The organism is Synechococcus sp. CCY9201 (assembly GCF_034931105.1).
Taxonomy (GTDB): domain Bacteria; phylum Cyanobacteriota; class Cyanobacteriia; order PCC-6307; family Cyanobiaceae; genus CBW1002.
In genome coordinates, this window is the sequence record NZ_JAYGIC010000028.1 from 83,096 (window position 1) to 96,630 (window position 13,535).

The 13,535-nt window shown below is 65.3% G+C and carries 10 protein-coding genes; 7 read left to right on the top strand and 3 right to left on the bottom strand.

The features are described from left to right. Positions 1-384, bottom strand: coding sequence for a hypothetical protein (locus tag VB716_RS02805; RefSeq protein ID WP_323247993.1), 384 nt, complete (start codon positions 382-384; stop codon positions 1-3). A gap of 53 nt (positions 385-437) precedes the next feature. Continuing rightward, entirely contained in the window at positions 438-2,255 is a 1,818-nt protein-coding gene (gene sir / locus VB716_RS02810) for a sulfite reductase, ferredoxin dependent (protein ID WP_197155411.1), read from the bottom strand. 108 nt (positions 2,256-2,363) lie between these two features. On the opposite strand from sir, the gene glyS reads away from it, so the two are divergent. Further along, positions 2,364-4,541 (top strand): glycine--tRNA ligase subunit beta, encoded by a 2,178-nt coding sequence (gene glyS, locus VB716_RS02815; RefSeq protein ID WP_323247992.1) that lies wholly within the window; start codon positions 2,364-2,366, stop codon positions 4,539-4,541. Positions 4,542-4,628: 87 nt separating this feature from the next. Here the strand turns inward: glyS and chlP are convergent, their stop codons facing one another. Further along, on the bottom strand, positions 4,629-6,029 hold the full coding sequence (gene chlP / locus VB716_RS02820; protein ID WP_323269659.1) for a geranylgeranyl reductase: 1,401 nt from the start codon (positions 6,027-6,029) through the stop codon (positions 4,629-4,631). A gap of 115 nt (positions 6,030-6,144) precedes the next feature. On the opposite strand from chlP, the gene VB716_RS02825 reads away from it, so the two are divergent. The 6 genes from VB716_RS02825 to lptB all read left to right on the top strand — a co-directional run bounded on the left by VB716_RS02825 (position 6,145) and on the right by lptB (position 13,526). Further along, a complete protein-coding gene (locus VB716_RS02825; protein WP_323269660.1) occupies positions 6,145-6,870 on the top strand; it encodes a M15 family metallopeptidase in 726 nt (241 codons plus the stop codon). Further along, positions 6,867-9,509, top strand: a complete 2,643-nt coding sequence (locus VB716_RS02830) for a U32 family peptidase (protein ID WP_323269661.1) — start codon at positions 6,867-6,869, stop codon at positions 9,507-9,509. Before VB716_RS02825 ends, VB716_RS02830 begins: the two co-directional genes overlap by 4 nt. A 254-nt stretch (positions 9,510-9,763) precedes the next feature. After that, a complete protein-coding gene (gene typA / locus VB716_RS02835; protein ID WP_197155423.1) occupies positions 9,764-11,572 on the top strand; it encodes a translational GTPase TypA in 1,809 nt (602 codons plus the stop codon). A gap of 7 nt (positions 11,573-11,579) precedes the next feature. Continuing rightward, entirely contained in the window at positions 11,580-12,023 is a 444-nt protein-coding gene (locus VB716_RS02840) for a DUF309 domain-containing protein (RefSeq protein ID WP_231605262.1), read from the top strand. Positions 12,024-12,399: 376 nt separating this feature from the next. After that, positions 12,400-12,801 carry a hypothetical protein gene (locus VB716_RS02845; RefSeq protein ID WP_323269662.1) on the top strand — a complete coding sequence of 134 codons (402 nt, stop codon included), beginning with the start codon at positions 12,400-12,402 and terminating at the stop codon, positions 12,799-12,801. Continuing rightward, the gene (gene lptB, locus VB716_RS02850) at positions 12,798-13,526 is read left to right on the top strand and encodes an LPS export ABC transporter ATP-binding protein (protein WP_197155433.1); all 729 of its coding nucleotides are present in this window, start codon (positions 12,798-12,800) and stop codon (positions 13,524-13,526) included. The genes VB716_RS02845 and lptB overlap by 4 nt, the downstream gene beginning before the upstream one ends. Positions 13,527-13,535: the final 9 nt, after the last annotated feature.

Here is a 13,535-nt window from a genome sequence, read left to right on the forward strand (position 1 = left end):
CTAACGGGCTGGGGCCGTGGGGCCTGAATGCAGGCCGAGCTTGCGGCGTAACTGGGCAGCCTGGCCGGCACTGAGCAGGCCCTGGGAGAGGCAGCCATCAATCGTTCGGCTGGTCATGTCCGCCTGCATCCCGCGCAGCTTCTGTTTCACGGCCTCTGGCTGGTCGGCGAAGGGCGCCAGATGCCGCTGGTACGCCGCGGTGATCGTGCTCACCTGACAGGTCTGCTGATCGGGCTGGTAAATGGTGGGCTTGCCGGGTGGACGGGGCGGTTTGGCCGGTTCCGCCAGGGCGGCCGTTCCGATCGACAGACAGACAACCGCCAGCAGATACAGCTGCCGGGCCCTGGGCATCAGACGACGCTGGGTGGAACGGTGCTGCTGCATGACCCGGAGCGGGATGAGGAGATGGGAACGGATACGGGCTGAGCTGATCAGTCTCAGAGGCTGGCAGCGGTCAGCAGATCACGCACGGCTGCATCGCCTTCACGGGCCACGAAGTCGCCGAAGCTGCGCCGCCCTCCCCGTTCAGCCCAGGCCCTGAGAAGCGGCTCCAGGGTGGCCTCAAGATTCTCAAGAGGCATGCGCTCCAGGTAAGGCTGGGCCAGCCGGGTGAGGTTGGGCGAGCCGCCGAGCCAGAGCTGGTACTGATCGACGCCACTTCCCACCAGACCGATTTCCGCCATGTACGGCCGGGCGCAACCGTTCGGGCAGCCGGTCATGCGCACCAGAATCTGCCGATCAATGCCGAGCCGGCCCAGAAGTGCCTCCAATCGATCCAGTACCGCCGGCAGGATGCGCTCCGATTCGGTGATCGCCAGTCCACAGGTGGGCAGGGCTGGGCAGGCGATCGCGTGGCGGGCAAGCAGCGGCGGCGCCTCCGGCGTTTCGAAACCGAGATCAGCCAGGGCCAAGCGCAGGCTGGCCCGCTGGCTGGTGCCGATGTTGCAGAGCAGCAGGTCCTGGTTGGGAGTGAGGCGCACCTCCAGCTTGAAGGTATCGACAAGCTTGCGGAGGCCCAGCTTGAGATCTCCCTCGAGGCGGCCACAGAGGACGGGCAGTCCCACGAACCAGAGGCCACTGCTCTGACGATGCCAGCCGAGGTAGTCGGTGAGCTTGGTGGTGGGCTCCTGGCGCAGACCCTTGATCGGATGGGAGAAGTAACGCTGCTGCAGTTCGTCGCGGAACCAGGCGATGCCGCGGTCGTGGATCAGATATTTCATGCGCGAGTGGCGCCGCTGGTGGCGGTCACCGTGATCGCGCTGCAGGGCCACGATCGCCTGCAGAAGATCGAAGATCCCATCCGCCGCCACATAGCCGAGCGGATCGGCGATGCGGGCAAAGGTTTCCTCCTTGTTGTGGGTGCGGCCCATGCCGCCTCCCACATACACGTTGCAGCCCTGGGGACGGCCGGAAGGATCGGTGAACAGCACCAGGCCCACGTCCTGGGTGAGCAGGTCAACGGAGTTGTCACCGGGAACGGTGACCGCCACCTTGAACTTCCGCGGCAGATAGGTGGTTCCATACAGAGGCTCTTCGGGCGTGCCGCTGTAGATGTGGCCGTCCACCTGCCGCTGCCGCGCCTTGCGGACCGGAGCCGCCGCTTTGATGCGGTAGCTGAGGTCGCCATCCACCCAGAGGTCCAGGTAGGTGCCCTCCGCAGCCTGGGGAGCAAGCAGGTCGGCGATCTGATCGGCCAGCTCTCGGGCCGCTGGATAGCCACCCTTCTCAAAGGGAGCGGCGGGGGCCATCACATTGCGGTTGATGTCGCCGCAGGCCGACAAGGTGGAGCCCAGGGATCGGATGATCGTGCCGATCACCTCCTTGATGTTCCCCTTGCGGATCCCATGCATCTGGAAGGCCTGGCGGGTGGTGATCCGCAGAGTTCCGTTGCCGAGCCGGTCGGCCAACGTATCCAGGGCGAGATAGAGATCGGTGGGGATACGACCACCCGGGTTGCGCAGGCGCAGCATCAACTGCCAGTCCTTCTCCTTGCCCTTCTCGCGGTTGTCGCGGTTGTCCTGCTGGTAACTGCCGTGGTACTTGAGGATCTGAACGGCGTTCTCACTGAAATGTGAGACACCATTGACCAGTTCCGTGGCCAGAGGTTCTCGCAGAAAGCCGCTTTCGCGTTTGAGACCCTCCAGCTTGGACGGGGCTTTGGCGGCAATGGCTGGATTCAGGCTGGTCTCGGATCCCGTCTCTGCCTCAGGGGTCGACACCGCCGACGCGCTGGCGGGGGCCGTCGTCTTGGGCATTGCGGATCCGGCGGGCACGGGAAGGACTCGAAACTAGCGAATGGTGTGCCAAACAGAGGGGTCGTCCCCACACCGTTCAATACAGTCGTCCATTGCTGTGGCTGGAGCGTGTCCACCTTCCTGCTGGAGATCGGTACCGAGGAACTGCCCGCCGACTTCGCTCAATCCGCCCTGTCTCAGCTGGAACAGCTGGTGAGCGCCGATCTGCTGGTGAGCCGCCTCAGCTTTGGGCGTGTGCGCTGCCTCGGCACACCGCGGCGGCTGGTGGTGCTGATCGATGGACTTGCCGAACGGCAGGAGGATCTGGAGGAGGAACGCAAGGGGCCCCCTGAAGCCCAGGCCTTCCGGGATGGTGCCCCAACAGCGGCGGCCATCGGCTTCGCCCGCCGTTGCGGCGTGGCCGCCGAGCAGCTCGAGGTCCGGGACACCCCCAAGGGTCCCTTTGTCTTCGCCCGCATCCTCGACCCGGGCCGGGCCGCTGCGGATCTGCTCACCGACCTGGTGCCGGCCTGGATCAACGGGCTTCAGGGCCGTCGTTTCATGCGCTGGGGCGAGGGCGACGATCGCTTCAGCCGGCCGATTCGCTGGCTTGTGGCCTTGCTGGGCGAGAACGTTCTGCCGGTGACGCTGTCGGGCAGCGATCCCCAGGTGACAGCGGGAAACCGCAGCCGCGGGCATCGCCTCTCCGGCGCCGATGTGGCCATCGCGTCAGCAGAGTCCTATGAGGCCGCTCTCGCGGCCTCTGGTGTGGTCGTCGATCGCCAGATCCGTGCCGATCAGATTCGCCGGATGATCGAAGTGGCTGCCACTGCCCTATCGGCCCAGGCCGATCTGCCGGAGGAGCTGTTTGAGGAGCTCACCGACCTGGTGGAGGCGCCGCTGTTGATCGAAGGGGCCATCAGCGATCACTCCCTGGACCTGCCACCCGAGGTGCTCAGCACCGTGATGCGGGCCCATCAGCGCTACGTGCCGCTTTATCAGCTCACGGCGGAGCGCGATCCCCTGGCCCTGGAGGCCCGCTCCAGCCTGCTGCCTCGGTTCCTCTGCATCGGCAATGGCCTGCCCGAAGCCACAGACACCGTGCGCCGGGGCAACGAGCGCGTTCTCAAAGCCCGCCTCGCTGACGCCGCCTTTTTCCTCGAGGCCGACCGGGCCGTGGCCAGCATCGATCGGCGCGATCAGCTGCACCGGGTGGCCTTCGCCAAGGGACTGGGCAGCCTGCGGGATCGCTGCGAGCGGCTGGAGTGGTGCACCGATGTGCTGCTCGAGCAGCTCGATCTGCCGGCCGTCACCGCGGATCACGCCCGCCGTGCTGCCCATCTCTGCAAGCACGATCTGGTCAGCCAGATGGTGGGCGAGTTCCCCGAGCTTCAGGGGGTGATCGGGGGCAAATATCTGCTGGCCGAGGGAGAACCGCGGCCGGTTGCTTTGGCGGTGTTGGAGCATTACCTGCCCAGGGGAGCCGGCGACGCTCTGCCCGGCTCCGATGCCGGCGCCATTGTTGCCCTGGCTGAACGGCTGGAACTGCTGCTGAGCATCTACGCCAAGGGAGAACGCCCCAGCGGTTCCTCCGACCCCTACGCCCTGCGCCGCGCCGGCAACGGCCTTCTTCAGATCCTCTGGGAGCGCAACTGGATTCTGGATCTGCATGCCCTGCTCCATCGGGCTGCAGGCCATTGGGCCGAGCTGCTGCCCCACTTCGCGGTGGATCCGCAGGCTCTGGCCGCCGAACTGGGCGACTTGCTGCGGCAACGTCTGATCAGCCTGCTGGAGGAGGAGGGCATCGATGCGGATCTGGTGCAGGCGGTCGCCGGGGATGCGATGGCCCTGGAGCGGGTGCTCAGGGATCCGGCCGATGCCCGGCGGCGGGCCGAGTTGCTGCGCAGTCTTCGGGGTTGCGGCACCCTTTCGGCCCTGCAGGCGGTGGTGACCCGAGCCGCCAGGCTCGCCGCGAAGGGAGATCTGGACCCCTTGGTACTGAATCCGGCTGGGGTGGTGGAGGCGCAGCTGTTCGAAACGAGCAGTGAAGTGGCCATGCTGGAGGTGCTGCAGCAGCTCGAACCCCTGGCGGTCGCCAGCTCCCTGAGCGGCAAGCAGGACGGCTATCAGGCACTGGCCGATGGCCTGGTGGGCAGCGCCGAAGTTCTGGCCGCCTTCTTTGATGGCGACGACAGCGTCCTGGTGATGGTGGACGATCCGGCCGTGCGCCGCAATCGCCTCAATCTGCTGGGGGTGCTGCGCAATCAGGCCACCGTGCTGGCCGATTTCAGCCGGATCAGCGGCTGAGATCGGATCTGATGCTCGTTTGATCCAAAAAAAAATGGCCCGCTCCAGGGGCCATTGATTTCCGTGGTGTTGTGTACTGGCCGGGCTTCACTTGCCCGCCAGTGCCGGTTCTCGCTCTTCACTGCTGCCTTCGGGTCTGCTGCTGGCTTCTGGACGGGCCAATGGCTTCTTCTGATTGGCCACCTTGATGCCTCCTTTGATCGCGCTCACGGCCAGAAGCGCTCCGGCCTCCTCCTCGGATCGCACGGCACTGGGCACCGGCTTGTAGGTGCCGGGCGCGAGGGCGTTGCCGCGCAACACAGCGCCCAGAGTGAGCAGGGTCAGCTTGAGCTGCTGCCAGGGATTCATCGCCACAACGCGTTTGTAGAGATAGCTGTCGAAGGTGAGTCTCTGCACATCCTTGTCGTCGCACATCTCGACGAAGGCCTCGCGGGCGGCATCGTTGCGGTAGAAGATATTCTGCAGAATCTCGAGCACTTTGTACGTGGCACCGTACTTTCGGTCCCACTTCTTCAGGTATTTCTTCAGATCAGCTTCGCTGGGAATTCGGGTTCCACCAGCACTGGCAGCCACGATCTCCTCAGCGCACATGCGCCCGCTCTTGGCAGCGAAGTAGATGCCCTCACCCGAGCTCTTGGTCACATAGCCGGCGGCATCCCCCACCAGAGCCATACGTCCGACAACGCGGCGAGGACGGGGATGTTCTGGGATCGGGTGGGCTTCCACCTTGATCACCTCACCGTTGAGCAGGCGCATCTTGGCCCGCTCGCGAATGCCGACCTGCAGACCCTTGATCAAGGCCTGGTTCTCCTGCATGGTGCCGGTGCCGACAGCCACATGGTCGTACTTGGGGAAGACCCAGGCATAGAAATCGGGGGACACATCGGTGCCCACATACATCTCTGCCAGATCTTCGTAATAGGCCATCTCCTCGGGCGGTAATTTGATCCGCTCCTGGAAGGCGATGGCCACGTTGTAGTCGCCGGCATCCATGGCCTTGGCCACCCGGCTGTTGGCGCCATCGGAGCCGATGATCAGGTCCACTTCCAGGGTCTTGGCCTCGCCGGTCGCCTCACCGGAGGCGTAATCGGAATAGGTGAGGGTGTATGGACCCTGGCGGGCCACACCAGTGTCGATCTTCGTGACCAGTCCGTTGATCAGGTGAGCGCCCAGATCAGCGGCACGGTTGCGCAGGAAGGCATCCATCACCTCGCGCCGGCACATGCCGATGTATTCATTCTGATTGTCCAGATGAATGTCCACCTCCCGATTGGAGGGGGAGATCATCCGCATGTTTCGCACCTTGCGGTCGATGATCGATTCGGGCAGATCAAACTCTTCGACCATGCAGAGCGGAATCGCTCCGCCGCAGGGTTTGGCATTGTCGAGTTTCCGCTCGAACAGCCAGGTCTCGATTCCCGCCTTGGCGAGCACTTCCGCAGCACAGGACCCGCTCGGGCCACCGCCCACTACCGCAACGCGCAACATCTTGAAACCTGCTCCGCCAGAAGGATCCTCGGCTGGAAGCTAACACTGTTGCCGATCCGTTCGGGGGCTTGAAAGGAGCTGTCCGTACGATTGTTGAAACGCTGTGGATGGAGGGGTGCCGGCACCCGTGATCGGTGAAGACATTCCTCTGGCCCGGCGATCGCCCGCGACCCTGGCGCGCCGGCCCTCCAAGCGCACCGCCTTCGTGGGACTGGTCCTGGGCCTGATCGGCGCCACCGCCGTGCTGCTGCTGGTTCCAGGACCATGGCGTCGCTGGCTGGAGCCCCTGCCGGTGGAGGGGCTCAATGCCCGGCTCAGTGCCGATGGGCGCCTGCTCGGCCATCACCCCTACCCCGAGGTCCCCCGCGACCAGCTGGTGGAGCTGGAGCTGTCGCCAGGACTGGAGTTGAAGCCGGAAGCCGCCGCTGCCGTGGCTGCGATGCAACGGGCCGCCGCTGCGGATGGGGTGGATCTGGTGGTGCTGAGCGCCTTTCGCTCGATTGCGCTGCAGAAGTCGATCTTTTTTGATATCAAGGCCGAACGCAACCAGAGCGCCCAGGAACGGGCTCGTGTCAGTGCGCCGCCCGGGTTCTCCGAGCACAGCACCGGGTATGCCGTGGATCTGGGCGATGGGCGCGATCCCGCCACCAATCTGTCTGAGGCTTTCGATCGCACCGAAGCCTTCCGCTGGTTGCAGGCCAATGCCGCTCGCTTTCACTTTCAGCTCTCCTTCCCGCAGAACAATCCCCAGGGCGTGAGCTATGAGCCCTGGCACTGGCGGTTCGAAGGATCAGCGGACGCCCTGAAGCTGTTTGAGCCCGCCCAGAGACTGGCGCGATGAGCAACAACCCTGCCACGGCCATCCAGGTCCCGCTGACCATGCCGGAACTGCTTGCGCCGGCGGGCTGCTGGGCGTCGCTCAAGGCTGCAGCTGCCAATGGCGCCGACGCGGTCTACTTCGGTGTGGAGGCTTTCAACGCCCGCCTGCGGGCCGAAAACTTCAGCCGCCAGGATCTGCCGGAGCTGATGGACTGGCTGCACCGGCGCGGAATCCGGGGGTTTCTGACCCTCAACGTGCTGATCTTCCCCGATGAGCTCGAGCAGGCCGCCGATCTGCTGCTGGAGGCGGACGCCGCGGGTGTGGATGCGGTGATCGTGCAGGACGTGGGTCTGTGTCGGCTGGCGCGCCAGGTCGTGCCGAGGCTGAGCCTGCATGGCTCCACCCAGATGTCGATCACCAGTGCAGCAGGGGTGGCCCAGGCCGAGGCGCTGGGGTGCGATCGGGTGGTGCTGGCCCGCGAGCTCAGCCTGCGGGATCTCAGGCGGATCGATCGGCAACAGCGCCAGCGCGGTATGGCGATGCCCCTGGAAGTGTTCGTGCATGGAGCCCTCTGCGTGGCCTATTCGGGCCAGTGCCTGACCAGTGAGGCCCTGGGCCAGCGCAGCGCCAACCGGGGGGAATGCGCCCAGGCCTGCCGCCTGCCCTATCAGCTGATCGTGGATGGGGTGGAACGGGATCTTGGAACGCAGCGTTATCTGCTGTCGCCCCAGGACCTGGCCGCCTGGGAGTTGCTGCCCCAGCTGGTCGATACCGGTGTGGCCAGCCTCAAGATCGAGGGGCGCCTCAAGGACCCCACCTATGTGGCGGCGGTGACCTCCGCCTACCGCCAGAGCCTTGATCGTCTGGCAACGGCAACGAGCCCTGCGCAGCTCGTCTCGGAATCCCGCTCGGAGGTCTCTGCCGATCAGCCCCCCGAGCCTTCCAGGCGCCATGAACTGGAATTGAGCTTTTCGCGGGGGCTCTCCAGCGGCTGGCTGCACGGTGTGGACCACCGCCAGCTGGTGCATGGTCGCTGGAGCAAGAAGCGGGGCCCCCAGATCGGTCACTATCGCGGCCAGGAGGCGCGCGGCGGCTGGTGGCTGTTGGACACCATCACGTCGCTCAAGCCTGGGGATGGCTTGGTGTTCGAACTGGCGGGCTCCGCCCCCCTGGTGCCACCGGAGGAGATCGGTGGCCGGGTGATGGCAGTGGAGTCGCGCGGTGAAGGCCGGCTGGCCCTGCGGCTCGGCCCGGGGAGGATCAGCGCGGAGACGCTGCCACCTGGTTCCCCCTGCTGGTTGAGTAGCGATCCCGCCCTGGAGAAGCGCTGGCGACGCCTGGCAACGGCGGACACACCCGAGCTTGCCCGTGCTCTGCACCTGCATGTGCGCGGGGCCCTCGATCAGCCCTTGCAGCTGGAACTGCTGGCTGTGGATGGCACTGGGACCCTGCCTGAGCCCCCACTTCAGTGGTACACGGATTTACCGCTGCAGAGCGCCAGGGGCCCAGGCCTGGATCGCCAGCGGCTGGAGCAACAGCTGGGTCGGCTGGGTGGGACGGGATGGCGGCTTGGATCCTTGGATGTGGACCTGCCAGCCGGGTTGTTCCTGCCGGTCACCGAACTCAATCGCCTGCGCCGGGGGCTGGTCGCGGCGCTGACCCCCCTGCTGGCCAGTGGCTCGAGCACCTCAGGGAAACCGTGGCCATTGGAAGACTTGTCCAACGCTCCAGCACGGACGCCAGCCCAGGCCATTCAGGCCTGGAGTGCCGCCGAGCTGCAGCAGAGCTCCAGCACTGAGCCGGAGCTGGTGGTGTTGGTGCGCAGCCTCGAGCAGCTGCAGGCCTTACAGGGACTGCCTGTGGCCCAGGTGATCGCCGATCTGGAGCAACCGGCCGACCTGCGCGAGGCCGTGGCCCTCGGCAGGGGCTGCTGGCCGGGAGGCATCTGGCTGGCCGGCGCCCGCATCACCCGCCCCGATGAAGCCTGGAGCCTGGAGCCCCTGTGGAGAGCCCGGCCCGATGGTTTCCTGGTGCGCAACGCCGATCAACTGGAGCGGCTGACGCCCCTGGCTCCCTGCATCGGTGATTTCAGCCTGAACGTGGCCAACCCCCTGGCGGCGCACTGGTATCTCGACCACTGGGGTCTGCAGCGGGTCACCGCCAGCTACGACCTTGCCCTGAGCCAGCTGCAGGACCTGATCCGCGGCTGCCCGGCCGGTCGTCTTGAGGTGACGGTCCACCAGCACATGCCCCTGTTCCACATGGAGCATTGCCTCTTCTGTGCCTTTCTCTCCGACGGTCACGACCACACCGATTGCGGCCGTCCCTGTGAGCAGCACGAGGTACGCCTGCGCGATCGCAGCGGCGTGGAGCATCCCCTGCGGGCCGATCTGGGCTGTCGCAACACGCTCTTCAACGGCAAGGCCCAGACCGCTGCCGAGGCCTTGCCCGCGTTACTGGATTCCGGGGTGCGGCACCTGCGCCTGGAGCTGCTGGAGGAGAACGCCGAGGCGACACGGCGACGCGTCGACCTCTATCGCCAGGCCCTGGACGGCCGCCTCAGCGGCCGTGATCTGTGGCGCAACGAGAATCTCGACAGTCGTCTTGGCGTGACGCGCGGCACCCTGCGGGATCGGGTCTCACGCCAATCCAGAGATTGAGACCCGTCCAGAGACTGAGATAGGATGAACGTTCGCTCCATTGGTCATCGCTTGAGCTACGGATGCTTCAGTGCCCAGGCGCCCGCATTTCAGGATTCAGGGGTGTGACCCCCTGATCAGGGCATCTGCGCGCTTGCGATGTGTGGTGTGGCCGGTCATTCCGGCAACGCGGACATCCCGGAATTTCTGAACGACTCGGAAGACCGAACCCATAGGACCGAACCCATAGACCCCTCCATCACGAAGATCTGCCCATGAGCGGCGACATTAAAGGCGCCCCGATTCGCAATATTGCGATCATTGCCCACGTTGACCACGGCAAGACCACCCTGGTCGATGCCCTGCTGACCCAGTCGGGCATCTTTCGCGAAGGCGAGGCGGTGCCCACCTGCGTGATGGACTCCAACGACCTGGAGCGGGAGCGGGGCATCACGATCCTCTCCAAGAACACGGCGGTGGATTACAGCGGCATCCGCATCAACATCGTCGACACCCCCGGACACGCCGATTTCGGCGGAGAGGTGGAGCGGGTGCTCGGCATGGTGGATGGCTGTCTGCTGATCGTCGACGCCAACGAAGGGCCCATGCCCCAGACGCGCTTCGTGCTCAAGAAGGCCCTGGAAAAGGGTCTGCGGCCGATCGTGTTCGTCAACAAGATCGACCGGGCCAGGGTCGATCCCGAACAGGCGGTCGACAAGGTTCTCGATCTCTTCCTCGAGCTGGGTGCCGACGACGACCAGTGCGATTTCCCCTACCTCTTCGGCAGTGGCATGGGGGGCTACGCCAAGCCGGACATGGCGACCGAAAGCGACACCATGAAGCCGCTCTTCGATGCCATCCTGCGCCATGTTCCACCGCCGGTGGGCGATGCCACCAAGCCCCTGCAGATGCAGGTCACCACGCTGGATTACAGCGATTTCCTCGGCCGGATCATGATCGGCCGGATCCACAACGGCACCATCCAGTCGGGCCAGACCGCTGCCCTGATCCGCGACGACGGCAGCATCAAGCGCGGGCGGATCAGCAAGTTGCTGGGCTTCCAGGGTCTGCAACGGGTGGAGATCCAGCAGGCCAGCGCCGGTGATCTGGTGGCGGTGGCCGGTTTCGATGAGGTGAACATCGGCGAAACCATCGCCTGCCCGGATCACCCCGAGGCTCTGCCCCTGATCAAGGTGGATGAGCCCACCCTGCAGATGACCTTCGTGGTCAACGACTCGCCCTTCGCCGGCAAGGAAGGCAAGTTCGTCACCAGCCGGCAGATCCGCGATCGCCTCCAGAAGGAACTGCTCACCAACGTGGCTCTGCGTGTCGAAGACACCGATTCACCCGACCGCTGGGCCGTGAGCGGCCGGGGTGAACTCCATCTGGGCATCCTGATTGAAACGATGCGTCGGGAGGGGTATGAATTCCAGGTGAGCCAGCCCCAGGTGATCTACCGCACCATCGACGGCACCCCCCATGAGCCGTTCGAAGCGCTTGTGATGGATGTTCCTGAAGAGTCGGTGGGCGCCTGCATCGAAAAGCTGGGCATTCGCAAGGGCGAGATGCAGAACATGGAAACCACCAGTGATGGCCGCACCCAGCTGGAGTTCGTGGTGCCCTCCCGCGGCCTGATCGGCTTCCGTGGCGAGTTCATCCGCGCCACCCGTGGCGAGGGGATCATGAGCCACTCCTTCCTCGACTATCGCCCGATGCAGGGCGACGTGGATGCCCGTCGCAGTGGCGTCCTGATCGCTTTTGAGGAAGGTACAGCCACCTTCTATGCGCTCAAGGGCGCCGAAGATCGCGGCCAGTTCTTCATCACTCCAGGCACCAAGGTGTACAAGGGCATGATCGTGGGTGAGAACAGTCGCCCCCAGGATCTCGAGCTCAATGTCTGCAAGGCCAAGCAGGTCACCAACATCCGCTCCGCGGGTGCCGAGGTGCTCGATACCCTGCAATCGCCGATCCAGATGACCCTCGAGCGTGCGCTCGAGTACATCGGTCCCGACGAGATGCTCGAAGTGACTCCCGAGTCGATCCGTCTGCGCAAGCTTCCCGCCAAGAAGCCCGCCAAGCGCTGACTCCGGTGTGACGGATTCCGCAGCCGAGCCGAATGATGTTGATCCGCACGAGTCTCAGCTGATTGCGGATCCGCGCTTCGATCAAGCCGTGCGCTTGTTCAATGCCGGCGAGTGGTACGACTGCCACGATGGTTTCGAGGAGCTCTGGCATGAAACTCAGGGCCCCCTTAGGCCGGTGCTGCAGGGAATCCTGCAGATTGCCGTGGCCCAGATTCACCTGGGGCGCGGCAATCTCAGGGGGGCCATGGTGCTGCTGGGAGAGGGCGTGGGGCGCCTTGGGCCCTGCGGACCCACAGCCCTGGGCCTCGATCTCGAGCGGTTGCGCCAGCCAGCTCTCGCCCAGCTTCAGACCCTGCAGCTGGGTGGCGAGCCCTTGCCCCTTGCCATGGATCAGCTGGCATTCGTGCAGCTGCGTCCCCCATGCCAGAAGGCCCCTCCGGGACCTCTGTAAATTGTCGTGCTGTGCTGCCGTGGCTCTTCTCTTGGGGTTGGATGTTGACCACGGCCACGCTTCGGGGGTTCACCTTGCCACCGGGGAATTCCCGGAGTTCCGGGTCAGGGCGACACCGCCTGCATCAACGCACCGAAGGCTGCAGCTGGGCTGGATGCTGGCCCTTCTGCTTGGACATGTCTCGTTGACCGGGGTGCCGGTCAAGGCTCAAGAGGGGGCGGTTGGCGTCCCCGAGGCTCCGCCAGCGGCGCTGACGACTCCTGTCAGCACACCCCAACCAGGATCGGCAGAACCGCAAGTCCCAGCTGCGGCAACTCCCCCGGCTGCAGCCCCGGCAGCAGCTGGGCCACCCGCCAAAACGCCCACCACCGGTCTGGTGACGATTGAATCCGACCTGCAGCAGGCCGACAACCGCACCGGGGTGATCACGGCCACAGGCAACGTTCGCATCGTCTATCCCGATGAACGGGTCGTGGCGACGGCCCGCCAAGCGCAATATTTCAGCCAGGAGGGTCTGGTGATCCTCAGTGGCGATGTGGACGTGATTCAGAGCGATGGCCATTCGATCAAGGCCGAGCGCGTGTACTACTGGGTGGAGAACGAGCGCGTCAAGGCCGAACCCCTCGGCGAACAGCAGGTGTTCAGCAAGCTGAAGGTTGATGCCCTTCAGAAGCCTGCCCCTGTTGCCCCGGGCGCGGAAGGCACGGCCAGGAGCACAGTGTCAGCACCCGAGCCATCTGATCCGGCCGACTCCACCTCGGGCGCCAACCAGCCATGAGCCTGGTGGTTCAGGAGGCGGCGCTCACCATCGCTGGCCGCCCGTTGGTGCAAGACGTGAGCCTTGAGCTTGCCCCTGGAGAGGTGGTGGGCCTGCTCGGCCCCAATGGTGCCGGCAAGACCACCACCTTCAACCTCGTCACCGGCCTGCTGCGGCCAGACCGGGGGCAGGTGCTGCTGGATGGGATGCCTGTTCAGAAACTGCCGATGCCGCGCCGCGCCCGACTCGGCATCGGCTATCTGCCCCAGGAAGCGAGTGTGTTCCGCACGCTCACGGTGCGCGAAAACCTGCGGCTGGCCCTTGAGCAGAGCCGCACACCCCGCAGCCTGCGCCGGCAGCGGCTTGAGACCCTGATCGAGGAGTTTCACCTGGGTCCGTTCCAGAACCGCAAAGGGTTTCAACTCTCCGGCGGCGAGCGCCGCCGCACGGAAGTGGCGCGAGCCCTGGCCGTAGGAGCGACTGGCCCGCGTTACCTGTTGCTCGATGAGCCATTTGCCGGGGTCGATCCCATGGCCGTGTCCGATCTGCAGGAGCTGATCGCCAATCTGCGCAGCCGCGGCATGGGTGTGCTGATCACCGATCACAACGTGCGCGAGACCCTTTCAATCACCGATCGGGCCTACATCCTCACCGAAGGACGCATCCTCGCCTCGGGCACCTCCACCGCGATGGCCAACGATCCGCTGGTTCGTCGCCACTATCTCGGCGAGGCTTTCCAACTGTGACCACCGCCT

What these genes read in the sequence shown, in the direction of transcription:
- VB716_RS02805 (WP_323247993.1), bottom strand. Translation starts at nt 384, where the DNA reads ATGCAGCAGCACCGTTCCACCCAGCGTCGTCTGATGCCCAGGGCCCGG.
- sir (WP_197155411.1), bottom strand. Translation starts at nt 2,255, where the DNA reads ATGCCCAAGACGACGGCCCCCGCCAGCGCGTCGGCGGTGTCGACCCCT.
- chlP (WP_323269659.1), bottom strand. Translation starts at nt 6,029, where the DNA reads ATGTTGCGCGTTGCGGTAGTGGGCGGTGGCCCGAGCGGGTCCTGTGCT.
- VB716_RS02830 (WP_323269661.1), top strand. Translation starts at nt 6,867, where the DNA reads ATGAGCAACAACCCTGCCACGGCCATCCAGGTCCCGCTGACCATGCCG.
- typA (WP_197155423.1), top strand. Translation starts at nt 9,764, where the DNA reads ATGAGCGGCGACATTAAAGGCGCCCCGATTCGCAATATTGCGATCATT.
- lptB (WP_197155433.1), top strand. Translation starts at nt 12,798, where the DNA reads ATGAGCCTGGTGGTTCAGGAGGCGGCGCTCACCATCGCTGGCCGCCCG.